Here is a 25,576-nt window from a genome sequence, read left to right on the forward strand (position 1 = left end):
ATCGGGTTATTTTCTTCTTCGTACATTCCGTATCTTTGCACCAGGATGCCCTAACATCCTGCCAACCAAATTGAGCCTATGCAAAAAATAGAACCATACCAGCCGAAGCACAAAATTCGAATCGTGACTGCAGCGTCCCTGTTTGACGGGCATGATGCTGCCATAAACATCATGCGCAGAATTTTACAAAGTTCCGGGGCCGAGATCATTCACCTCGGGCACAATCGTTCGGTAAACGAAATCGTCAATACCGCCATTCAGGAAGATGTTCAAGGCATTGCCATCACTTCTTACCAGGGCGGCCATAATGAATTCCTGATGTATATGTATGACCTGCTCAGGGAAAGAGGAGCAAGTCATATTAAAATTTTTGCCGGCGGTGGCGGAACCATCTTACCGACGGAAATCGATGCCCTCCAACAATACGGTATCACGAGAATATACTCTCCTGACGATGGCCGGGAAATGGGCCTTCAGGGGATGATCAACGAAGTTTTGGAGCAATGTGATTTCCCCTTGGGAGTTCATCTGAACGGTGAATTAAAAACCTTCCCTTCACAAAATAAGAGCCTCCTGGCCAAAATGATTTCTGCCATAGAAAACTTTCCCGAAGAAAGCGAACAGTGGCTTAAAAAATTGCGCGAAGATCAAAAAGACCAACCCAAAGTACCTGTGATCGGTATTACAGGTACGGGAGGTGCCGGAAAATCAAGCCTCGTGGACGAAATCCTGCGCCGGTACCTATTGGATTTTCCCGAAAAAACGATTGCCATTATCTCCGTGGATCCTTCCAAAAGAAAAACAGGAGGTGCGCTGCTGGGGGATCGCATCAGAATGAATGCAGCCAACAACGACAGGGTTTATATGCGCTCCCTGGCTACCCGACAATCCAACCTGGCACTGTCTAAACATGTCAGGGGAGCGGTGGATATCCTAAAGGCCGCCGCCTTTGATCTCCTCATCCTGGAAACTTCCGGAATTGGCCAGTCAGATACGGAGATCATCGATCATTCGGATCTTTCGATGTATGTGATGACCCCTGAATACGGGGCCGCTACCCAGCTTGAAAAAATTGACATGCTGGATTTTGCCGACATCATCGCCATCAATAAATTTGATAAAAGGGGCGCCCTTGACGCCATCAGGGATGTAAAAAAGCAATATCAGCGCAACCACCAGCTTTTTGACCGGGACATGGAAACCATGCCCGTTTATGGCACCATCGCCTCTCAATACAATGATCCGGGTACCAACCTTTTGTACACCAAATTGATCGAGATGGTCGAACATAAAACAGGGATTCGCTTTGACTCCAGTATGAAATTGGACTCAGGGGAGAGTGAAAAAGTTTACATCATCCCTCCACAAAGAGTTCGTTATCTTTCTGAAATCTCCGAAAATAATCGCCGATATGACCAATGGGTCAATGATCAGGCAGATATTGCCCGTCGCCTCTTTGGCCTCAAAACTTCAATAGACGAAATCGAAAAGCAAAAATTTCCTGAAGGGGAAGCTACCCTTAAGGGGCTGCGAAAAGCTTATGAAAAGCTGGAGCGATCTCTTGACGGTCAATGCAAACTCATTATAGACCAATGGGAATCCAAAAAGGCAACTTACGCAGCAGATGAGTTCGTCTATTCAGTCAGGGGACGTGAAATCAGGGTGCCTACTTTCACCACCTCTCTTTCCCATTCCAGGATACCCAGGATTTCCATGCCAAAATTTAAGGATTGGGGAGAAATTCTAAAATGGAGCCTGCAGGAAAATGTGCCGGGGGAATTTCCCTTTACTTCGGGTGTTTTTCCGTTTAAGCGAAAAGGGGAGGATCCCACGAGGATGTTCGCCGGGGAAGGAGGACCGGAACGCACCAACAGGAGATTCCACTACCTTTCCCTGGGAATGCCCGCCAGCCGTTTATCTACTGCCTTTGATTCCGTAACCTTATATGGAGAAGATCCTGACCAACGGCCTGATATATACGGGAAAATAGGTAATGCCGGGGTCAGCATCTGTTGTCTGGATGATGCTAAAAAACTGTATTCGGGTTTTGATCTTTGCAACCCGAAAACATCGGTTTCCATGACCATCAACGGACCGGCGGCGACCATGTGCGCCTTTTTTATGAATGCCGCCATCGATCAGCAATGTGAAATTTATATCCGGGAAAACGGACTGGAGCCTCTCGTTGAAGCCAAACTTAAAGAAATTTACGATGAGCAGGGGATCGGGCGACCGGTTTACCATGGTGAAATCCCTGAAGGCAATAACGGATTAGGTCTTTTGTTGCTGGGGGTTACGGGGGACCAGATCCTCGAAAAAAATATTTACGAAAACCTGAAGGCAAAAGCACTTTCCTCTGTTCGAGGTACTGTTCAGGCAGATATTCTGAAAGAAGACCAGGCGCAGAACACCTGTATTTTCTCCACAGAATTTTCATTGAAACTGATGGGGGATATGCAGGAATTTTTCATTGATAAAAACATTCAAAATTTTTATTCTGTCTCCATTTCAGGTTATCATATTGCCGAAGCAGGTGCCAATCCAATTTCTCAACTTGCTTTTACCCTATCCAATGGATTCACTTTCGTCGAATACTACCTGTCCAGAGGGATGCATATCGACGACTTTGCCCCTAACCTTTCTTTCTTTTTCTCCAATGGGGTCGATCCGGAATATGCCGTAATCGGTAGAGTGGCACGACGCATTTGGGCCAAAGCCATGAAGCTGAAGTACGGGGCGAAAGAACGTTCCCAGAAATTGAAATATCATATTCAAACTTCAGGACGTTCCCTGCACGCCCAGGAAATTTCCTTCAACGATATACGCACCACCTTACAGGCATTGTATGCTATTTTCGATAATTGCAACTCTCTTCACACCAATGCTTATGATGAGGCCATCACCACGCCTACCGAAGAAAGTGTACGCAGGGCCGTGGCCATTCAACTGATCATCAACCACGAACTGGGCCTTGCCAAAAATGAGAATCCTCTTCAAGGAGCTTTTATCATTGAAGAACTCACTGAACTTGTAGAGACCGCCGTATTGCTGGAATTTGATCGCATCACCGACAGAGGGGGCGTTATGGGAGCAATGGAAACCATGTACCAGCGCACCAAGATCCAGGAAGAAAGCATGTATTATGAGGGACAAAAACTATCCGGAGAATTGCCCCTCATTGGCGTAAATACTTTCCTGGACAAAGAAGGTTCCCCTACAGTCATTCCTGAAGAGGTTATTCGTTCGACTGATGAAGAAAAAAAGGCACAAATCCGAACCCTCGAAAACCTTAAGGGAGCGATGGAAAACAGGGCCTCCGATGCCCTTAAAAAGCTTCAGCTGAAGGCATTGAACCACGATAATATTTTTGAAGAATTGATCGAATGCGGCAAATACTGCTCCCTGGGGCAAATCACCAACGCTTTGTATGAAGTCGGAGGACAATACAGAAGGAACATGTAAGAAAAATTATTTTCATACCTGTTATCATGCCAAAAAAATGTATTATCTTGCTCCTTATATACTGTATATATCACAAAATAAAAACAAAAAAAATGAAAAATTTACTACGATTGACACTCATTTTAGGCTTGTTTTTTGGTGGATTGGCCACTGTCGGCGCACAGGATTATTCCTCCTCTGTTGGTTTACGACTGGGCGCTCCTGCCTCCATTTCCTACAAAATGTTTTTAGGTGGCGGAAGCAATGCCATTGAAGCTTTTGCCAGTTACAGGAGAAGAAGTTATCTTAGTTCCTACAACTGGACTCAAATCGGAATTGGGGCCGGATATCAGATCCATAAAGATATTCCTTCCGTTGACGGTTTGATGTGGTACTTTGGCGCCGGAGCAAGTGTATTCTTCTGGAATTACAGTGATGCGGTTTACTTTGGCGATGCCAGTACCACTTCTTTTGGAATTTTGGGATTCCTTGGGCTGGATTATGCCTTTTCTGATGTGCCGGTCAACCTGAGTATTGACTGGGTTCCTACTTTCTTCATTAATGGTTACACCAATGGATTTGGTGCTGGTGGAGGTGCCCTCTCTGTCAGATATATTTTAGGCCGTTAAGAAGCCTTGTGGTCAAAAAACATGAGTCATCCCGAATTTCATCTAATCAGATTAAATTCGGGATTTTTCTTTTACAAGAGAAATAAACCGCAAAACCTGCCTTCCGTCGCGGCAGCAGGCAAGGTTTAAAACAAGGAATTTAAAACCTGCCTTCCTGCGTCTGCAGGCAGGTTTTACATTTAAAAAATACTTCAAATAATCAAAAAATTTCTATTTTAGACAGTTTTTGAAAATTCGGGATGAACTCATGTTTATTCCGCTGGTTTTACAGGAAAAAATTAGGCCTCTTTTTCATCATCAGCCTCTTCTTTTTCTGCTTTTTTCTTTTCTTCTTTAAACTCCTCTACGGCGTCTTCTATCTTATCTTCAATCACTTCTGCCGCCGCTTTCACATTTTCAACAACGTCACCAGCGACTTTTTTCAATTTGCCCAAAAAGCTTTCCTCCTCTTCTTGCCCAACAGCAGGCTCCTGATCTTTTTGTGAAGCTTTGGCCGCTTTTTCCTTTTTTACATCATCCGTGAATTTTTCTACCGCATCTTCCAATTTATCTTCGAAGACTTCAGCTGCCGCTTTCACCTTTTCAACAGCCTTGCCCATCTTATCCATAAAACCGCTGCCTTCTTTTTCAGAATCGTCCGATGCATCTTTTTTCATTTTATCTTCAATGTCATCGACCACTTTTTCAATCTTATCTTCCACGACCTCCGCAGCGGCTTTGATATTCTCAACGACATCACCAGCCATTTTCTTAGCCTTGCCCATCACGCTATCTTGCTCTTCGGCTGCCGCCAGGGGCTCATCATCGGCTACTTTCTTGGATTTACCTTTGAAATCCTCTACGGCCTTTTCTACCTTATCCTCCACCACTTCAGCAACGGCCTTCACTGTATCCACTGTATCTTCAAAGGCATCTTCTACCTTAGCCCTGGCAGATTCGAGCATTTCCTCCACTCTTTCCCCTGCTTTCTTTTTATCTGATTTACCTTTCTTCTTATCCTCGGCAATCGCTTCGGCCGCTTTTTCCAGTTGCTCGGCATTCCCCTCCATTTCCTTTGCTTTCTCTTTTATCTCCAGTGCGATTTTTGCTTCAGCTGCTTTTTTGGCCGCTTCCACATGCCTGCGTTTTTCTTCTTTTTCTTTTTCAGAAGCCATACGTTGCTCAAGCATATCTTTGGTTTTATACATATCCTCGAGTTTCTCTTCTTTCGATTTGACGCGCTCGTCAATCATGCGAATCTTAGCCTCGCGGATTTGAGCCTCCAATTGTCCATCCGTATCTTCTATCCTTTTATTCTGAAAATCGAGTTCTTCTTTATCGCGGCCGATAGACTGTTCCATTCTACCGATTGCAGACATCAGTCCATTGTAGCGTTTTTCAAGTCTGTTCAAATGTGACTGATCTGAATTATCACTTTCTCCAAAACGTTTTTCCTTTACAAGCTTAAAGCAGGCATCGAGTTTTGCCCATACTTTTGCACGATCCTCCCGAGTGAATTTAAAGTCGTGATATTTTCTCTGCAGATTTTTTAATTCATCGAACATGGGCTTTAAACGAAGGCCACTTTTTGCCTTTTCCTCTATTTCCTCAAGGGTCGCCATGAATTTCTTCATTTCAGCTTCAGAACTTTCCTTGAATTCATCCTCCACCTTATTTCTTAACTCTTTCATTTTGGAGAAGAGTTCGTTGGTGGAATCTCTCAGACCCCAAAAATGGTGTTTAAACAAATTACGATCACGGACTTGTGCCTGGACTTTAGCCCAGAAAGAGCGAAGGTTCTCCCAAACTTCCCCATCAAAACCCTTTAGATTGTCGATTTTTTCCTGTAATTCTTTCAACTCTGATTCATAAGCGGCATGTAATTTACTCGACAGCACCACAAAATTCCATTCCGTTTGTGCCCTTAGAATTACATCTGTTCTTTCGACTTTTATCTCATCAGGTAATATCCCCTCAGTTATAGTTAATTCCCTTTCGTATAATGTGTGATTTTCCGGAAAAGCATATTCATTGTCATCCCTCCATTCACTCATCATTTTCTGGTATTCTTCTTCAGTGACTTCACTTTCCGGAAAGGTATATACTTTAACCTTATTTTCGGCAATCACCAATTCTACTGCAACTAAAAGGCGTTCGTCCTGGGCGTTTGCTCCCCAAAGTACAAGCTTCGTCTTCATAATTTTCGCTGTTTCGTTATTATTATGCAATGTGACCGGGTAGTTTTATTAAAGCCTCAGGTGAAAAATTGCCTTAAGCGTCAATAAAATTCATTGTCCCTGTGTTATTCTAATTTTTATTCCTTATTCCATCGATTTCAAAACCTGTCAGATTATTTTTTTGGATTGCAAATACTCCGCGATCTGGATGGCATTGGTCGCCGCTCCTTTTCGAAGATTATCCGCAACAATCCAGAGGTTCAGGCCATTCTCAATCGATTCATCTCTTCTGATTCTTCCTACAAATACATCGTCTTTATTTTTAGCAAACAAAGGCATCGGATATTTGTTTTGTTTTACATCATCCAATACTGTCACTCCGTCTGCCGCTTCCAAAAGACGACGAATATCCTCGATTTCAAAGCTTTTCTCAAATTCAACATTCACCGACTCCGAGTGTCCTCCGTCTACAGGCACTCTCACTGCGGTGGCTGTAATCCTGATATCATCATCTCCAAGTATCTTCCGCGTTTCATGAACGAGTTTCATTTCCTCTTTAGTGTAGTCATTCTCGAGAAAGACATCACAATGAGGCAAACAATTTTCAAAAATAGGATAATGATAGGCCATTTCCTCTTTTTCCGGTTGTTCGCCCCGGGCCTCCGTTTTGTACTGATTGACCGCTTTTACTCCTGTTCCGGTAAAAGATTGATACGTTGAAATTACAAGGCGTTTAATTTTATAAACCTTATGTAATGGCGCCAATGCTGCAACCATCTGGATGGTTGAACAATTTGGATTGGCAATTATTTTATCCTCCGGCGTCAGTATGGATGCATTCACTTCCGGAACGATCAAGCGTTTCCCGGGGTCCATTCTCCATGCAGAGGAGTTATCGATTACGGTTATTCCTGCTTCCGCAAACCTTGGAGCCCATTCCTGGGAGGTGCCGCCTCCTGCAGAAAAAATAGCTACATCGGGTCTCCTGTCAATGGCATCCTGCATTCCGATAACGGAATAGGTCCGGCCTCTAAAAACAACCTCTTTTCCAATCGACCGGGCCGAAGCCACGGGAATAAATTCTTCCACCGGAAAGTTACGCTCCTCCAATACCCGGATCATTACTCCGCCTACAAGTCCCGTAACTCCAACTACTGCTACCTTCATTTTTTGGCTATTCATTTTTTTGCAGCCGCATAAAAATTATTAATTAAAATTCGCGGATACAATCAATTAAAGCCTGCAAATTTAAAACAAAAATACGGGCATTGTCACTTTATTGCTACTTTTGGCTATCTAAATATAATTTATTTGAAGAATGAAAGCAATTTTTTTTCTTTTTCTTCTCTTTTTCACCCTCAATCAGGGGGCTGCGCAGTTAATGGATGATTTTTCAGACAATAACTTTAGCGAAAATCCATCCTGGCAAGGCAATACGGATCAGTTTACCGTCAATGCCGGGGAACTTCAATTATTTGACCCCGCACCGGCATCCTCCAACACCTCTTTTTTAAGTGTTCCCGCCCTGACCTCCACCTCAGAAGCTACGACCTGGGAATTTTATTTCAGAATGGAGTTCGCTCCCTCAGCAAGTAATTTCGCACGTATCTACCTGAGCGCTTCAAACAGTGATCTAAGTGGCAGCCTGGAAGGTTATTATGTCAAGGCAGGTGGCATAACAGGAAGTGACGATGCAATCGAATTATACCGTCAGGATGGCAATAACAGCACATTGCTCTTTTCAGGCATCGCCGGCACCCTAGGCAATGCCCCCGCGACATCCAGTGTAAAAATCGTACGATCCACCGAAGGGGAATGGTCCGTTTTTACCGACTACAACGGGGGAACCGATTACCAGCTGGAAGGAACGTTTACGGATTTCACCTATCTGATGGGTAATTTTTTTGGTTTTTATTGCGAATATACCAGCACCCGAAGCGAAGATTTTTTCTTTGACAATGTTCTCATCGATCCACTTTATGAGGATGTTCAGCCCCCCTTGCTGATGGAAGCAGCAGCGCAATCGGCGACGAGCATTTTAGTGACTTTTAATGAAAATGTAAGCGTGTTAACTGCGGAAAATCCAGCCAATTATTTTATTGACAATGGCATTGGCAACCCGGTTCAGTGCACCCTGGTTCCGGGAAATCCCAACATGGTTTTGCTGGAAACCGCTACGCCCTTGATCAACCTGGTCAACTATTCCGTCACCGTTTCGAACATTGAGGATCTGGCAGGAAATGTTTTGACGAACCAAGCAACTGAATTTACTTTTTTAAATATTCAGCCTCCCGCAGAAAATGAAATCATTATTACTGAAATCATGGCAGACAATTCTCCTGCGCCCGCCGGTCTGCCCGGAGCTGAATACATCGAAATATTCAACAACAGCAACCAGGTTTTTCAATTATCGGGATTGAAATTTTCCGTGAACGGTTCACAAAAATCATTGCCTGAACATCTCCTGATCCCCGGGCAATATGTAACCATTTGTGATGATGAATTCCTGTCTGCTTTCGAAAATTTTGGTCCTGCCGTAGCTTTGGCCTCCTTTCCTCCGCTCACCAATGGCAGCGGGCAACTTTTGATCCTCGATGAAAATGGCGCCATTGTTTTTGAAGTCAACTATTCCGACACCTGGTACGGCAATAGCGGGAAGAGCGATGGCGGGTGGTCGCTGGAAATGATCGACCTGAATAACGTTTACGATTGTAGTGGCAACTGGAGGGCTTCCAATGATCCCGACGGCGGAACACCGGGCAAGGAAAATTCCCTTTTCGGCCAGCCCCTGGAAACCGAAGGCCCTGTATTGCGAACCGCCTTCGCGGAAAGCGGTTTCGAGCTGTTGGTCACTTTTGACGAAGCGATTGACGAAACCACCGTTTCTCCGACTTCTTTTTCCATTTCAGACGGCATTTCCATTTTTAATGCTTTTGTGCAGCATCCGGAAACCAATACTATTGTACTCACCCTGAGTACACCGCTTTCTTTGGGCGTGGTTTATTCCCTTACGGCTGCGGGAAGCATCGCCGATTGCCTGGGCAATGCCTTACAATCTGAAGGTCCTGTTTATTTTGGATTACCACAGGCTGCCGAAGCCAACGATATCGTTGTCAATGAAATACTCTTTGATCCGGAAACCTTCGGCGCGGATTTCCTTGAATTATACAATCGTTCCGATAAAATTTTTGACCTCGACGACATCTACCTGGTCAATTTTCAAAAAGAAGATACCGCTTATGTGGGAAGACACCTTTTGTTTCCTGGCGAATACGTTGTCTTTTCGGAGGTCCCCGAAGATATTCAGGAACGCTATTTTGTGGAATTCCCGGATCGTTTGGTAAAAAACGATTTGCCGGGCTTTGATAACGATGCCGGAAATGTGACGATAAAATACAACGACATCACCATCGACTCTTTTGATTACAATGCAAACATGCATTTCGGTTTACTGACAAATAAAGAAGGGATCTCCCTTGAACGACTCAGCCCGGAAGCTCCTACCCAAAGTTTCGGCAACTGGCACTCAGCCGCTTCGTCAGCGGGTTATGCGACGCCAACTTATAAAAACTCACAGTTTTCGGTTCCTGTTGAACCGGGAAGCAGTATCCTTTCCATTCCCAATACCACGTTCTCTCCTGACAATGACGGTTACGAAGATATCCTGCAGATCAGTTACGCTACCGATCAGCCAGGCTTTTTCATCAACCTGCATATTTATGATGCCCTCGGCCGGCCGATCCGGCAAATTGCAGCCAATGAATTGCTCGCCGCTGAAGGAGTTTACAAATGGGACGGCACCACTGAAGACGGCCAAAAGGCTCGTTTGGGCATTTATATCGTCTGGGCCGAATTATTTACCTCAGAAGGCAAGGTGGAACAATTTAAGGAAACCTGTGTCCTGGCAGGGCAATTGGATTGAGATAAGCCAGGAATTGTGTCCATTTAATATTTTTATTTTCCCCGGGTGATTTTTTTTTACGCCCAAACCCTACCACAAACCTTCAGAATGTGACCATTCCCTAATTGGCTCATTTTTTTTTCAAAACGGCAATACTTTTATAAAATAAGGGCCGTTTTACCATTCAAACGATTCAATGCGAATCACTACACATCCAATGTTTGACTTCCCCGGATGTGCGCTTGGGAAAAGCAAGAAGTTTTAACTTGTTACTTTTCTATGGTGCATGAAATGACTTCTTTTGCAACGAAGTCATGCAACCGAAATCCCCGCAAAATTATCCCCACACGTAAGCGTACATATTCTCAATCAGGAAATGGACTTAGTACACCCATTTTCAAGCAACAGAACCTCAACCCTTTTGAAAGCTGACTTTCTTATCTACCGGTGTATCCATTACACTGAAGATAAGGCGATTGAAACTTTACATTTATTTATTTTTTTGGAGATACTCGTTCGAGCTGAATGCAGGTACCATGGGCTTGCGTGGGCAAAAATTGGTTTTCTCCGTTTTCTCAAAGGGCAGCTTTTGAGCCGGCCCGGCAATGCAACTATTTATTTAAACAGGCTTGCTGTACAAAAAAAACACTTAGTTAATGGTCTTTTTTTGATCATTACCAAACAAAACGGCACAGCCAAAAACCGATTTAAGTATGAGATCTTTAATTTTATTCCTGCTGGGGATGACCCTGGCCTGGACGGGTATTGCACAATCTGTATACACGTCACTGAAGCCCGCCGAAATGATCCTCGAAAGTAAAAATGAGGGAAAAACTTTCAAGGCAGCTTCTCTTTTTGAGCCGGCTGCAAAACAGAAAACAGTCAATGGTGCTTTAAGCAAATATGAATCTTTAACCCTGGATATTGAAAAACTTCAGCGCCTGGCTTTTGAGGCTCCGGAGCAGATGAGTTTCATCATTCCCGCTGGTCAAAGAAATTCGATCGAGCTGGAATTGGTACAGGTAGACCTTTTCGATGGCCAGTTTTCGGTGGTCGAAAGTTCCTCCAACCGACCCATAAAAGTTGATCGTGGCTTGCATTACAGGGGCATTATCAAGGGAGATCAACATTCCATTGCCGCCGTCAGTATTTTCGAGGGAGAAGTCACCGGACTGATCAGCTCTACGGCAACCGGCAACCTTGTTCTTGCAAAGCTTAATCAAAAAAACAATCAAAGTGATTACGTTTTGTACAATGATGAGGATGTCGTCGATAGAATGGGAACTTACTGCGACACTCCTGATGACGGCCCCGGTTATACACGTGAGCAACTGGATTATAGTCCATCTGAGGACCGTGGCCCGGGAGACTGTGTGCGCATTTATTTTGAGGTAGATCATGACATTTATACTGACAAAGGAGGCACTACGGGTGCCGTGAATTACATCACGGCTATTTTCAACCAGGTGGCCACCCTTTATGCCAATGAAAATGTAAGCCTGGTGATTTCCGAAATATTTGTCTGGAATACCACCAGCCCTTATTCCGGTACCTCCAGCGGTACATTGCTCACGCAATTCCAGAATTATCGCACCAGTTTTAACGGCGATCTGGGGCAACTCATTTCCTACCAGGCCAGCGGTGGCATTGCGGTGTTATCAGGATTGTGTCACCCCTATGTGGCCGCGCGAATGAGTTTTGCCAGCGTCGGCAACTCTTTTTCAACCGTGCCCACTTATTCTTTTACCGTGATGGTCATGACCCACGAACTGGGTCACCTGCTGGGATCCCATCACACACATGCCTGCGTATGGAATGGCAACAATACGGCTATCGACGGATGCGCCGGGTACACTGAAGGCAACTGCAGCAATCCCGGTTATCCATCAGGCGGGGGTACTATTATGTCGTATTGCCATATCACCACCGCAGGCATTAATTTTAATCTTGGGTTTGGCATTCAACCTGGAAATGTAATCCGGAATATGATTGACAATGCCTCTTGTACACAACCATGCAGCAATGGCGGCGGTGGCGGTGGGGGCAACGACAACCCCACCGTATGTACAGGCAATGAACTTTTTGTAACCATCGTGCTCGACAATTACGGCTCCGAAAATACATGGGAGCTGAAAAACGGAGCAGGGACCGTAATGGCTACTGGCGGACCGTTCCCCAAGGCAAGTTCAGGGCTCATCGTCAGAGATACCGTCTGTGTTCCTGATGGTTGTTACACCTTCACCATGTTTGATAGTTATGGCGACGGCATGTGCTGTGATTATGGCCCGGGGTCTTACACGCTGAAGGATGCCGATGGAAATATGCTCGCCGAGGGTGGTGAATTTACCCTGGCTAAAATTACGGATTTCTGCGCTCCATTTCAGAGCGGTGGCGGTAATGAAGACTGCCTGGAAATCGATTTCAACACCTACCCAATCGTGACTTACGGAGGAAGCCAGGATGTCGGTTCGTATCAACTGCTGAGCAGCAACACCATACTGAAATTGGAAAATAATTCATGGAAAGCCGTTATGCTGGATTATACCGTTACTGAAAATACCATGGTGGAATTTGAATTCAGGTCAACCGCTGAAGGCGAGATCCACGGGATCGGGTTTGACAACAACGGGACTATTTCCTATAACCTGACCGTGAAGGTTCACGGCTCCCAGGCATGGGGTATTATGAATTATGATAACTATTCCGGAAACGGGGACTGGCAGTATTACGCCATCCCTGTCGGGCAGTTTTATACCGGGGAATTTGACCGTTTTTTCTTCGTAGCCGATCATGACAGCGGGCAACACAACGGCAATTCTTATTTCCGAAATGTAAAGATCCACGAAGGAGCCGGCTGCGGCAGCGGGATACTGGAAGACGGAGAAAGCGGGGTGCTTCCTGAGACTGGAAAGGTGCAACTGTTCCCTAATCCTGCCGGTGATCAGTTCCAAATAAATTTCAACAGCAAGGAGAACAGCCATTATTCGATTCAGATTTTCAATATGATGGGACAAATGGTCAAACAGGTGAACCTAGAAACTTCACCCGGGCAAAACAGCTCGACAGTCAATGTGAGTGAATTGCCACAAGGGACCTATCTTTTGAAAATGGGAGAAGGCGATGATATGACGAGTGAACGGCTCGTGATTACGCGATAATCAGTAAGATAATTAAATAGGGTTTCGTTTTGGACGGGGCATGCCACTTGGTATGCCCCTTTTGTTTTAAAATAGCTTACTTTTGCACCATCAATTTTTCAAACGAATGAAATTCACGTTACAACATAACGACCCGGCCTCTAACGCAAGAGCCGGATTAATCGAAACCGATCACGGAAAAATAGAGACCCCCATTTTCATGCCTGTCGGCACGGTGGGTTCCGTTAAAGCCGTGCATCAACACGAATTGAAAGAGGATGTAAAAGCACAGATCATCCTTGGGAATACCTACCATCTTTTCCTGCGACCGGGCACTGAAGTGCTACAGGAAGCCGGTGGTCTGCACAAATTTATCGGATGGGATCGACCCATTTTGACGGACAGCGGCGGCTACCAGGTATATTCCCTGAGCCACCGGAGAAAGATCAAGGAAGAAGGGGTCACTTTCCAGTCCCATATCGACGGATCGCGCCAGTTTTTTACGCCTGAAAATGTGATGGACATCCAGCGTCAGATCGGGGCCGACATCATCATGGCCTTTGACGAATGTCCGCCTTATCCAAGTGATTACCGGTATGCCAAAAACTCCATGGACCTGACCCATCGCTGGCTGAAAAGATGTTGTGATCGTTTCGACGAAACGGAAGGACTTTATGGCTATTCCCAAACGCTTTTTCCCATCGTACAGGGCAGTACTTATGGAGATTTGAGAAAAGAATCCGCCGAAACCATTGCTTCTTTTGAGCGGGAAGGCAATGCCATCGGAGGGCTTTCTGTTGGGGAACCCGCTGAAGATATGTACCGCATCACGGATCAGGTTTGTGCGTACCTGCCCAAAGACAAACCCCGCTACCTGATGGGTGTTGGTACACCTGTCAATCTTTTGGAATGCATTGCCCTGGGTATTGATATGTTCGACTGTGTATTACCGACCCGAAACGCCCGCCACGGGTTGCTTTACACGGCCAATGGCATCATCAACATCAAAAATGCCAAATGGAAGAATGATTTTTCTCCCATCGATGAAGAAGGCCCATGCCCCACCAGTCGTTTTTACACCAAAGCCTACCTCCGACACCTGGTGCACGGCAAAGAATACCTGGCGGCACAAATTGCCTCTATCCACAACCTGTCCTTTTTCCTGTGGCTGGTGGGTGAAGCCCGAAAACATATCATTGCCGGTGATTTTACGAGTTGGAAGAATGGTATGGTGAGTAGGTTGGATCAGCGGTTGTAGGGATTTTAATAATATTGTAAAAACGAAGTTTATAGTTAAAATAATTAATAATATTTATTGATTTTGTAAATATTATTTAGTAATTTTATAGCACAATAGAGACTTACTATGAAGCTTTTTTATGTGGAAACGGGCGACAAATTTGAAGCAGAAATTGAGCGATTGAAAACAGAGCAGGTAAAAAAGTTAAAAGGAAACAAAAATTTTGTTTTTGATTGGTCCCTTGAGTCTAATTATGATGTATACAGAATAAAACGAATCGACAAAGAGGAAACGCTCGGTTTAATTTCCTTGGCTGATATTCCTTCAGAATTAAGAATACATATTCGATTAATTGAATCTTCAAAAGAAAATAAAGGCCAATCAAAAATTATTGAAGGAATACCAGGCAGTCTCATTGGATTTGCCTGCAAAACAGCTTTTGAAAAAGGGTACGACGGTTTTGTATCCTTATTCCCTAAAACAAACCTAATTGATTACTACCATAAAAAATTTGGCTTTTCACATATGGGAACCCATATGGTGGTCTTTCTGGAAACCGCTCAATCCATCATTGAAAAATATTTGACCCATGAATAATTACGAAAAAATATATCAAGACCTTCTCAAGCAATATACCGTTGAAGAAATTGCGGAGTCCATGATGATTCCGGCAAACTTAACTGAGGATGAACAAAAAGAAGCCAATGAAGCTTTAAAGGCGTTTCGTTTCAAAGTATTAAGTGAACGCACTGAAGAACAACGGATATATTCTGACCTGCTTCGCTTTAGATATCAACTTGAAAATTACCTCCAAAATGAAACTTTCGACCCTGAAAAAAGTTTTGGCAAACAGGTTGAAGAATATGCCCGGATTTTAAAACGTACAAAAAAGAAATTATCCGAAGATTTAGACATCCATTACACAAGACTAAGTAGAATAATTAATGATCGGGAAGAGCCAAATATTGAATTAACCTATCGCCTGGAAAAACACTCCGGCATGTTGATTCCTGCCTTAACCTGGTGGAAATTAATAACTAAAAAACAAGAATATTTAATCAAACAAGATAATGAAGTAAGGAAAGAAGAAGCCTCAAAAGTTAAAGATGCCATGAAATTCAGGGCATAATATTTAGGGCATCTTTAAAATTCATCCTTCGTCGCATTTTGAGCTATTTCCCGCTGACATCTGATAGGTAGCTTAGAGTTTTGATAAAAAAATGACCTATTTGCCAACCGCTTCACCCCATGCAATGAGGAATCTGCACTCAAATAGGTCAATTTATTTTTTAAGCGTTTTCAAATCAATAAGATTATCGCGGCAAAGACTACATGTCTGGCAAAAAACCTAACTTTGCCCTGCATCGAAAACCGGGGTGGTTACGTTGTCTATTATGACCTTAAACGCCGACCCGATTTAAATGGATTTAATAGCTCTATGCTCAACCTTTTTGATAAATACATAGTTGTCAAGTTTTTTAGAACTTTCTTTTTTGTGGTCCTCATCTTTGCGATGATCGCCTCGGTGATCGATTTTAGCGAAAAAGTGGAAAAATTTATCGAAACCGACATTACCAAGAAGCAGATTTTCTTAGAGTATTATCCGAATTTTGTCATTTACATTTCCGGGCTTTTATGGCCGCTTTTTACCCTGATCAGCGTGATTTTTTTCACTTCCAGGATGGCCTTTAATTCGGAGATCATTTCTGTTTTTAATGCGGGGATCAGTTTCAGAAGGTTGCTTCGTCCTTATCTTTTCGTAGCGGTTATCCTTGCCCTGATGCAATTTGCCGGCAACCATTACTTTATTCCCAAAGGCAACAAAACAAGGCTCAATATTGAACGGCAATTCATCTGGCAAAATAATGACAAAGGCAAAACCAGTGACGTGCACATGTTTCTTTCGCCGGATACCAAGATATATGTAAACTCATACAACAAAAGAGACAGTTCGGCCCGAAATTTCATGATGGAACGATATAAAGACGGCCAGTTGGTCTATTTGCTTAAAGCCAATCCTGCCGAATGGCTGGGCGCTCCCAATCGATGGCGGCTGCGCAATTACCAGATTCGTACCTTCGATGATATGAATGAGTCTTTGATCATAGGAACGGGAAAACAAATGGATACTACTTTTAACTTAAGACCCTCGGATTTCGTGGACTTCCTCAACCAGCAATCTGAAATGACCACTCCTGAACTCACTACTTTCATCAATGACAAAAAAACGCGGGGCACCGGCGGCAGCGAAAAATATGAGATTGAACTTTACCGCCGGTCCGCCGAACCATTTACCATTCTCATCCTGACCCTGATCGGGGTATCGATTGCTGCCAGGAAAGTCAGGGGGGGCATCGGCTTCCACCTGGCCGTTGGAGTAGGAGTCGGCGCCATGTATATTTTATTGTCGCGTTTTTCAATCGTTTTTGCCACCGGACAGGTATTGCCTCCTTTGCTCGGCATATGGCTCCCCAATATCATCTTCGGAATTGTAGCGGCAATACTCCTGGCCAATGCCCAGAAATAGGAATTAACATCCATGGACTTCAAAAACAAAAAATTCTTTACCCGGAAACTCATGGAATGGTACGATCAAAGCGATCGCCCCCTTCCGTGGAAAGGCATCAAGGACCCTTACCTGATCTGGTTGTCCGAGATCATTCTTCAACAAACGCGCACGGAGCAGGGCACTCCTTATTATGAAAAATTTAAAAGGGCCTATCCTACCGTGCATGATATGGCGAAAGCCTCCGAGGATGAGATCATGAAATTGTGGCAGGGGCTCGGGTATTACTCCAGGGCAAGAAATATGCATCATACAGCAAAACACGTTTCCGTGGTGCTGGACGGGAAATTTCCGAACTCGCTTAAAGAACTTCAGGCACTAAAAGGGATTGGCCCTTACACCGCAGCCGCAATAGCTTCCTTTGCTTTTAATCTTCCTCATGCTGTGGTGGACGGCAATGTTTACAGGGTGCTGGCCCGTTTTTTTGGGATCGAGGTGGATATTGACGACCGTGAAGCCGCCAGGCTGTTTGGTGACCTGGCCCAGGAACTGGTCCTAACCGATCAGCCCGGCAAATACAACCAGGCGATCATGGATCTCGGGGCCACCGTATGTACCCCCCGGGCCTACAAATGTTCCAATTGTCTTCTCAGGGAACATTGTTTGGCCTTTGCCAGGGGCACCATCGATGCGCTCCCTGTGAAAAATAAAAAGATCAAAAAAAAGGTTCGCTATTTTCATTACTTCATTGTTGAGCATAATGCCAGGATTTTGATCCGGAAAAGGAAAGAGAAAGACATCTGGAAAAATCTGTATGACTTTCCCTTGTTTGAATCAACACATGCCATGGAGGAGGCAGAAATGTTAAAACCCGGTTTGGCCGGACATGAATTACTCAATTCCTTTCAGGGAAATGTCGCGGAATTGATTCATACCGGACAGCAACAACTGACCCATCAGAAAATTATCGCGAACTTTTGGAAAGTCAACAAAGAGATGCCCCGGGAGTATCCGGATGATTTTATTTGGGTTGATATTGAAAACTTGAGTAAATTTGCATTCCCGAGAATCATAACTTTGTTTTTAGAAGATATTTTTCTAAATTTAGGATAACAATAATCTAAATAAAACACACTATGGTTAATAAAGTGACCCTCATTGGAAATTTAGGCCGTGACCCTGAAGTGCGTCGTTTGGAGAATGGAGCAGTTGTTGCAAAATTTTCAGTTGCCACAAATGAAAACTACAGAGATAAAACCGGGACATGGCAAACCTTGACCGAATGGCACGATGTTGTCGTTTGGAGAGCCCTTGCAGAGAGAGCAGAAGCACAACTAAAAAAAGGAATGCAGGTTTATATAGAAGGTAAGTTAACCCATCGTTCCTGGCAGGATCAGGATGGAAATAGTCGCAAAACGACAGAAGTAGTGGCCAATTCTTTCAGAGTTCTGGGCAAGCGAGACGGTGATAAATCATATGAAGGGGGCGACAACTTCCCTTCTGCGGCCGATGAAGCCAATACTTTTCACGCTGGAAGGGCAGAAGAATCAGCCCCTGCAGCATCTCCTCCACCGGCAGACGAACCTCCTGTAATTGATGCAGGAGATGACGATTTGCCGTTTTAATATTTCATTTGAGCTCCCCTACGGGAGGCTCAGTATTTTTTGACTTAAGTCCTCATTTTGGAACCTGAACCGGATAGTTTTATACAGCTTTTTCAATTATCGTTATTCCTCTACAACGTACCTTCCGTTGACGTTATCATAGGTCTTTTGGCAATTATTTTAATGGTAATGAGTTCCGCTTTGATCTCAGGATCGGAAGTTGCCTTTTTTTCCCTGAGTCCTACTGATTTTGAAACATTAAAACAAGATAATAATCACAGGATAATTTCCCTGATGAATGAGCCCAGAAAACTTCTGGCCACCATCCTGATTGCCAATAATTTTATCAACATTGGCATTGTGATTCTATCAACATTTGTATTAAACAAGGTTTTACCTGAAAGTATTTTCAACAGCTGGTCGGAAAGCCTGATCGCTGCATTTCATCTTGACAACTTTCTTGAAAGCGCGAAACTGGCCAATGTCCTGAGTTTATTAATTACCGTTATTGGTGTAACCTTTGTCTTGGTATTGTTCGGAGAGATCGCTCCAAAGGTTTATGCGCGTCACAACAACATCGGACTTTCAAGAATAATGGCAACCCCTTTGTGGCTGCTCAGCAAGGTATTCCACCCCTTCAGCCTGGTACTCGTCAACTGGACCACCAGCATAGAAAAACGGCTGGAAAAACGCCGGCCCGGAGGTAGCCTTGCCAACCGTCAGGACATTGGTGAAGCCATTGATCTTACGGCGGATGCCAATCAAACCACCAGCCAAGAGGTACTGCTCTTAAAACGCATTGTCAATTTTGGCGAGGTTTCCGTCAGCCAGATCATCCGGCCCCGGGTAGATGTAGTGGCTATTGATGAATCCCTGGATTATAAAGAACTTGTCGAAATTGTGCGCGAATCGGGATATTCTCGAATTCCTGTTTTTGAAAAGGATTTCGATAATGTAAAGGGGATTTTGTACGTTAAAGACCTGCTCGGTCACTTGAATGAAGATAAAGATTTTGACTGGAAACTCCTGGTGAGAAAAAATATTCTTTTTGTTCCGGAATCAAAAAAAATTGATTCCCTGCTTAAAAAATTTCAAAAAGAACACATGCACATGGCCATCGTGGTAGATGAATACGGCGGCAGTTCCGGAATTGTGACGATGGAAGACATCCTGGAGGAGATTATCGGTGAAATCCAGGATGAATTTGATACGGAAGCCGATGTTGAATACAAAAAACTGGGTGAGGGCATTTTTATTTTTGAGGGTAAAACCCTTATCAATGATTTTTGCCGACAAGTAAAAATTGACACCATTACTTTTGAAGAAATCAGGGGAGAAGCAGATACCCTTGCCGGAATTCTCCTTGAAAAAGCAGGCAGATTACCGGAACTATCCGAAGAATTCGACATTCAGGATTTTAAATTTAAAGTCATAAAAGTCAATAATCGCCGTATTGAACAAATACGCATCGAACTTCCTAAAACTTTGTAATGGTGATCAAAAAAACGTTCCTTTTTTTCCTGTTAGCAGCCATCCTTTTTTCCTGCGCTGACGATGCTGGTTATACTCCCAAACCAAGGGCCTTCCCGCGTATTATGTTTCCCGAAAAGGGCTATAAACCATTTGAGGAAGGTTTTTGCGATTTTACCTTTATGGCTCCAGTGAGTGCCAAAATAATCCAGGACACTTCATTTTTTGACGAAGTTCCTATTCATCCATGCTGGTTTAATATTTATTACCCCGCTTTTGATGGAAGTATTCACTGTAGTTATCGAACCATCGACTCAGAAAATACCTTTGAACGCTTAAGGCAGGACGCCTTCAACCTGGCTGGCTGGCACAATAAACGGGCCAATTATATAGAAGAAATGCTTATTCAAAATCACAATAATGTGGGTGGTTTTGCTTTTGAAATGAAAGGCCCCTCTGCTTCCCCTTTTCAGTTTTTTCTGTCTGACACCACGAATCATTTTTTCCGTGCGGCACTTTATTTCAATACTCAGGCAAGACCGGATTCCCTGGCTCCTGTTTATGAATTTGTGCGCGAAGACATTATGAAAATGATTGAAACATTCGAGTGGAAATAAATTTATTCCTTGCCAAAAGTCTTTCTGCCCCAGAGCAAAACCTGGAACCCGTATGTTCCCAGCCAATAAGCCAATGCGGCAAAAGACAAGGCTCCTAAGGCCGCGTAAGGTTTTACCGTCTGCAGGTTGATATTGAGCAATTCATAACCTGCAAAATCTCCAACGATAAAAGCCGTATGGATCATAAAAAGAACGAACAATACCTGTATCAGTTTTTTTAAATAAAGTATTTGCTTCAGTGCTTTATTTTTGATTACCGTTTTTTGCCGTTGAATAATGTAGCGATATCCAAAGTACATGTAGGAGACAAAATTGACCAGGTACAAAAACTGTTCAAATGCCCCGTAAAACGGATTGTAAAAATGGCGGCCGACCTTGCTCTTAAATTCCACCGGCATAAAAAACATGATGACAAAAAATAAAAACTGTAAAACTGGCAACAAAAAATGTTTGACATCACTCGCCCTAAGCCTGTAGCCAGGGTACAACGACAATTTTACGTAATAAAAAAGGGATACTGGCAAGACATGGGTAAAATAGATCGGCAGGAATTTCAACCTTGGATATTGTTCATAAGTTCCGCTAATGATGAAAATATTGTGCAGTAAAGTCAGCCCAATAGCGATGAGTAATAAGCCGAAAAAATAATTGGCTCTTTTAACCCCTGATCGTTTAAAAAAGAAGAGGACCCCGACGGAAACACAATGCAATACCCCGATCGCCATAACGGCCACCAATAAATAAAAATATATAGTGTGGTCTTCCATTGTTCAAAAAGTTCTTCAAAAGCCGGGTCTTCAAAAAATATAGTGATAACTCCCGCAAGATATAAGATATTATTTACCCTTCAAAAAAGGTCAACGGCAAGTGTGACGAAATAAAGCATTTTTTTGTCTTTCTCCTGCTATTAAACAACACCAAAAAGCAAAAATTAATGATTCAAATAAACTACATTTGGTCAAGTTTTATTTTGAGTGCCCTTTTACCAGGCATTTTCTTACAAACAAAATTACCTTTTCTAGTATGAGATTAATTCAAATCCTCCTCCTATGCTTTCTTTTTACAGGAAGCATTTTCGCTCAACAATTCGATCAAAGGATTGCTCCAACCCGAATTCCTCTTTCATCCGTTGAAGTGGCAGAAATGCCTGCGCAGGATAACGATGCTTTAATGCAAGCCGAATTGGAAAGACGTGGCCCCGGGATTGCCCCCCATTTTGCGGTGGCCATCGAAGTGGACATAACGCCTGACACCCATGGAAACTGGGAGTTAATGGACGATGGTACAGCTGTTTGGCGCCTTCGCATAAAATCAACGGGTGCGAAAACCCTCAACCTGGGCTTTACCAAATTTTTTATGCCTCACGGCGGAAGCCTCATCCTTTATTCAATGGATAAGAAAAAAGTGATGGGGCCTTTTACTCCGGCCGACAATGAAGATCACGAACAATTATGGACCCCTGTTTTCGAAGCCGACGAATTGGTGATCGAAGTACAGGTGCCCGATGCCAACCGGGATCAACTGGAACTGGAACTAAAATCCGTTAATCACGACTTCATGGGATTTACTTCCATCGTTTCAGGATCCTGCAACCTCGATGTCATCTGCGGGGCAGATGATGGCTGGGGCATTGTGGATAATTATCGCGATATCATTCAGTCCGTTGCTGTATATGGAAATGGAGGAACTACCTACTGTACAGGGTTCCTTGTAAACAATACCCGTAATGATTGCACCCCGTTGTTTATGACGGCCAACCACTGCATGAGTGCCGGTGATGCCCCAACGTTGGTGGTTTACTGGAACTACTTCAACAGTGTTTGCCGACAGCCAAACTCTCCACAAAGTGGCGGCGGCGGCGATGGTTCCCTTGACGATTTTAACACAGGATCAATTTACCGTGCCAATTACCAGCCATCCGATTTCTTTCTTGTGGAGCTGGATGATGATGTTTCTTCGACGGCCAATGCCTTTTTTTCAGGCTGGTCCGCCGAGCCCACCTTACCTGGTGCTGACACCCTGATCGTCATTCACCATCCAAGTACTGATGAAAAACGCATCAGTTTTGAATTTGATGCCCCTCATGTGGGTACCTGGGGGAGTGGGTCAACAGAAGTCCCTAATGGCAACCACGTGGTCATTCCCGACTGGGACATTGGTACCACGGAAGGTGGATCATCAGGTTCTCCTCTCTTTGACAGCAACAAAAGAGTGATCGGCCAATTACATGGCGGAAATGCATCCTGCGGAAACGACGACTATGACATCTTCGGCTGGGTAGCCAGCTCCTGGGAAGGAGGAGGAACTCCAAGTTCCAGGTTAAGAGACTGGCTCGATCCTGAGAATACAGGCGTAATGGTGCTGGATGGCAGAAGCCAGGCTGTATGTAGTTTTGCCGTTATCGTCAATAACCCTAATATCAGCCTCTGCGCTTCCAACGATGCTACCTATAGCCTTAATATAAGCGAAGCATTTACCGAAGAAGTAACTTTAAGCCTTGAAGGATTACCGGGCGGAGCCAGTGCTTCATTTTCAACCAACCCTGCCGCTCCAGGTTCTGCTTTGACCTTAACGATCAGCAATACCACCGGCCTGGCTACAGGAGCCTATACCCTTACGATTACCGGAACGGGAAGTGATCAGACGGTTACTTCAAACGTGTATCTTAATGTTTTTGGAGGCATTCCATCGGCTGTTCAACTGTCCGCTCCAGTGAACAATGCAGCGGGAGAAGTTCTTGCTCCTGCATTCAGTTGGGAAGCCACTTCAGGTGCATCTTCCTACCATTTTGTATTGGCTGGCGATCCTGGTTTCACTGACATCATATTTGAATCCACAGGCACCTCAACCAGTGTTATGACCGGACTTCTGGATTCTGAAACGACCTATTACTGGATGGTCACCGGCTCTAACCTTTGCGGGGAATCCCCCCCTTCCGACATATATTCTTTTACAACCGCATCTATAATTTGCGGACAAATTACCCCCACCGATCTTCCTCTTGAAATTTCCGACTCAGGGGAAGTAACGGTAACCTCAGAAGTTGAAGTGAACTTACAGGGTTTAATTTCTGATGTAAGAATTGACGACCTGGATATTCCCCATAGCTGGATAGGAGACCTTACGGCAACCCTTACCTCTCCGGAAGGAACGACGATAATCATTTTTGAAAGACCAGGGGTTCCGAATAGTTTTTATGGATGTGATGGGGACAATATCAATGCAAATTTTTATGATACGGCTCCGAACAGTGCCGATGATTTTGAAAATTCCTGCGGGAACTCCCCGGCTATTGAAGGCGATTTTCAGCCGTTGAATGCGTTTAGTGCGTTTATAGGTGAAAACCCGACAGGGACCTGGACGTTAGCCGTTTCAGATGCTTTTAACCAGGATGGAGGAGAAATATCCAACTGGAATCTGACGATCTGCACCTCCGTACCTGATGAGGTTGCGCTTTTTTCCGGTACAGAAAGTTTCAGTTCATGCGTTGGTGAAATGCTGTCTTTTGAAATCCTTGCTGGTCTTGGGTTTCAGGGGGATGAAATAACCCTTTCGGCTGAAAACCTGCCTGACGGAGCCGTCGTTGAGTTTAGTGAAAACCCAATTGCACCGGGAGGGACGGCCACTGTTACCATTTCAGGAGCGTTCATTCCAGGAATTTACAATGTTTCTATTGTTGGGAATGATGGCACTGATATGGCAGCACTGCCGTTAAGTCTCAATTTGACAGGACCTCCTGCTTCAGCCATTGTAACTTCACCGGCCAACGGAACAGTTGACGCACCAATCGGCCTAACGCTGAATTGGGTAAATGGCGGTGATGCAACCAGTTATTTAGTTTCCATGGCAACCGATCCTGATTTTAACAACATTATTTTCAGCAATACTCAAACCAATACCAATTACAATCTTTCAGGTTTGCAATACGGCACCACATACTACTGGACGGTACAGGCCATTGGAGTATGTGGATCCAGCGACGCTTTGGAGGTTTTTAGTTTCACCACTATTCCGGATTTGAATGTTTCTGTAAATCCAACCAATGAATCGACTTGTCTGGCGGATGAACTGACATTTAATTTGCAGGTAGGTGCCGGGTTTGCCTCTCCATTATCCGTTACTTATTCGACTTCAACAGGAGAGAGCCTCAACGTGTCTTACAATGTTGATCCAGGTAACGTAACCCCGGGAACAACCATTACAGCTACCGTAAATGGATTTGCCGCAATTACATCGGACGTATTTACCATCACCTTTTCTTTTAATGATGGTACTTACCTATCAGAAGCGGCAACTTCCGTAACCTTGCAGTACGCGCCAAGTTTACCCGTTCAAACCTTCCCGGGCAATGGATCCACTTTCTTTGATCCTAACATTTCATTATTATGGGACGGCACAGAGAATACGGAGAATTATCTTGTTGAAGTTTCGACCAATGCCCTTTTTGACAATATTGTAGAATCTGCAGCAATACCGGGTACACTTTATACGCTGTCGAATATTACAGAGGCTGGATTATATTATTGGCGGGTTACCGCTTTGAATGAATGCGGTAGTGCCGTCACTTCAGCATTAACTTTCACCTATACTGTCAACTCAACCCAGGATCTGGGAGGTAAAAGGGTGACTTTATCGCCCAATCCGACTTCCGGAGACCTTAATATTGAATTATCATCGGCAGTAGAGGACCGGGTGGTCATTGAAGTATTCAGTGTTGATGGTAAAGCTTTGCAAACCCAATACATTGAAAAAGGACTACGCAAAACAAACCTTTCACTCGAAGGATATGCTTCCGGGGTTTACCTGGTTAAACTCACTGACGGAAGTGCCCGCTTGACAAAAAGGATCATTGTGCAGGAATAAGGATTTTTAAAA

16 protein-coding genes are annotated in these 25,576 nt (G+C 44.1%); 13 read left to right on the forward strand and 3 right to left on the reverse strand.

What is annotated here, in order from left to right; genetic code table 11:
- Positions 1-78: 78 nt before the first annotated feature.
- Both H6571_13900 and H6571_13905 read left to right on the forward strand, forming a co-directional pair.
- Positions 79-3,462 (forward strand): methylmalonyl-CoA mutase family protein, encoded by a 3,384-nt coding sequence (locus tag H6571_13900; protein ID MCB9324828.1) that lies wholly within the window; start codon positions 79-81, stop codon positions 3,460-3,462.
- Between the two features lie 92 nt (positions 3,463-3,554).
- Complete coding sequence (locus tag H6571_13905; GenBank protein ID MCB9324829.1) at positions 3,555-4,070, forward strand: hypothetical protein; 516 nt, start codon at positions 3,555-3,557, stop codon at positions 4,068-4,070.
- Positions 4,071-4,348: 278 nt separating this feature from the next.
- Here H6571_13905 and H6571_13910 read toward each other — a convergent pair whose 3' ends face one another.
- Together H6571_13910 and H6571_13915 are read right to left on the reverse strand one after the other, a co-directional pair.
- A complete protein-coding gene (locus H6571_13910; protein ID MCB9324830.1) occupies positions 4,349-6,247 on the reverse strand; it encodes a hypothetical protein in 1,899 nt (632 codons plus the stop codon).
- 147 nt (positions 6,248-6,394) lie between these two features.
- Positions 6,395-7,393, reverse strand: coding sequence for an aspartate-semialdehyde dehydrogenase (locus H6571_13915; protein MCB9324831.1), 999 nt, complete (start codon positions 7,391-7,393; stop codon positions 6,395-6,397).
- 151 nt (positions 7,394-7,544) lie between these two features.
- Between H6571_13915 and H6571_13920 the strand changes: the two genes are divergently transcribed.
- The 10 genes from H6571_13920 (at position 7,545) to H6571_13965 (ending at position 20,701) form a co-directional block, all read left to right on the forward strand.
- A complete protein-coding gene (locus H6571_13920) occupies positions 7,545-10,148 on the forward strand; it encodes a lamin tail domain-containing protein (protein ID MCB9324832.1) in 2,604 nt (867 codons plus the stop codon).
- Positions 10,149-10,840: 692 nt separating this feature from the next.
- On the forward strand, positions 10,841-13,285 hold the full coding sequence (locus tag H6571_13925) for a T9SS type A sorting domain-containing protein (protein MCB9324833.1): 2,445 nt from the start codon (positions 10,841-10,843) through the stop codon (positions 13,283-13,285).
- A gap of 106 nt (positions 13,286-13,391) precedes the next feature.
- The gene (gene tgt, locus H6571_13930) at positions 13,392-14,522 is read left to right on the forward strand and encodes a tRNA guanosine(34) transglycosylase Tgt (protein ID MCB9324834.1); all 1,131 of its coding nucleotides are present in this window, start codon (positions 13,392-13,394) and stop codon (positions 14,520-14,522) included.
- A gap of 108 nt (positions 14,523-14,630) precedes the next feature.
- Entirely contained in the window at positions 14,631-15,101 is a 471-nt protein-coding gene (locus H6571_13935; protein ID MCB9324835.1) for a hypothetical protein, read from the forward strand.
- The gene (locus H6571_13940; GenBank protein ID MCB9324836.1) at positions 15,094-15,633 is read left to right on the forward strand and encodes a hypothetical protein; all 540 of its coding nucleotides are present in this window, start codon (positions 15,094-15,096) and stop codon (positions 15,631-15,633) included. The genes H6571_13935 and H6571_13940 overlap by 8 nt, the downstream gene beginning before the upstream one ends.
- A gap of 309 nt (positions 15,634-15,942) precedes the next feature.
- Positions 15,943-17,031, forward strand: coding sequence for an LptF/LptG family permease (locus tag H6571_13945; GenBank protein MCB9324837.1), 1,089 nt, complete (start codon positions 15,943-15,945; stop codon positions 17,029-17,031).
- 12 nt (positions 17,032-17,043) lie between these two features.
- Positions 17,044-18,123: an A/G-specific adenine glycosylase gene (gene mutY / locus H6571_13950; GenBank protein ID MCB9324838.1), complete on the forward strand. Its 1,080-nt coding sequence runs from the start codon at positions 17,044-17,046 to the stop codon at positions 18,121-18,123.
- A 23-nt stretch (positions 18,124-18,146) separates the two neighbouring features.
- Positions 18,147-18,635, forward strand: coding sequence for a single-stranded DNA-binding protein (gene ssb, locus H6571_13955; protein MCB9324839.1), 489 nt, complete (start codon positions 18,147-18,149; stop codon positions 18,633-18,635).
- Positions 18,636-18,797: 162 nt separating this feature from the next.
- The gene (gldE, locus tag H6571_13960; protein ID MCB9324840.1) at positions 18,798-20,105 is read left to right on the forward strand and encodes a gliding motility-associated protein GldE; all 1,308 of its coding nucleotides are present in this window, start codon (positions 18,798-18,800) and stop codon (positions 20,103-20,105) included.
- 5 nt (positions 20,106-20,110) lie between these two features.
- Positions 20,111-20,701 carry a hypothetical protein gene (locus H6571_13965; GenBank protein MCB9324841.1) on the forward strand — a complete coding sequence of 197 codons (591 nt, stop codon included), beginning with the start codon at positions 20,111-20,113 and terminating at the stop codon, positions 20,699-20,701.
- A gap of 2 nt (positions 20,702-20,703) precedes the next feature.
- Here H6571_13965 and H6571_13970 read toward each other — a convergent pair whose 3' ends face one another.
- The gene (locus H6571_13970; protein MCB9324842.1) at positions 20,704-21,468 is read right to left on the reverse strand and encodes a hypothetical protein; all 765 of its coding nucleotides are present in this window, start codon (positions 21,466-21,468) and stop codon (positions 20,704-20,706) included.
- Positions 21,469-21,724: 256 nt separating this feature from the next.
- Between H6571_13970 and H6571_13975 the strand changes: the two genes are divergently transcribed.
- Entirely contained in the window at positions 21,725-25,564 is a 3,840-nt protein-coding gene (locus tag H6571_13975) for a proprotein convertase P-domain-containing protein (GenBank protein ID MCB9324843.1), read from the forward strand.
- Positions 25,565-25,576 lie beyond the last annotated feature (12 nt).

The sequence above is a fragment of the Lewinellaceae bacterium genome (assembly GCA_020636105.1).
In the GTDB taxonomy this organism is placed as follows: Bacteria; Bacteroidota; Bacteroidia; order Chitinophagales; family Saprospiraceae; genus BCD1.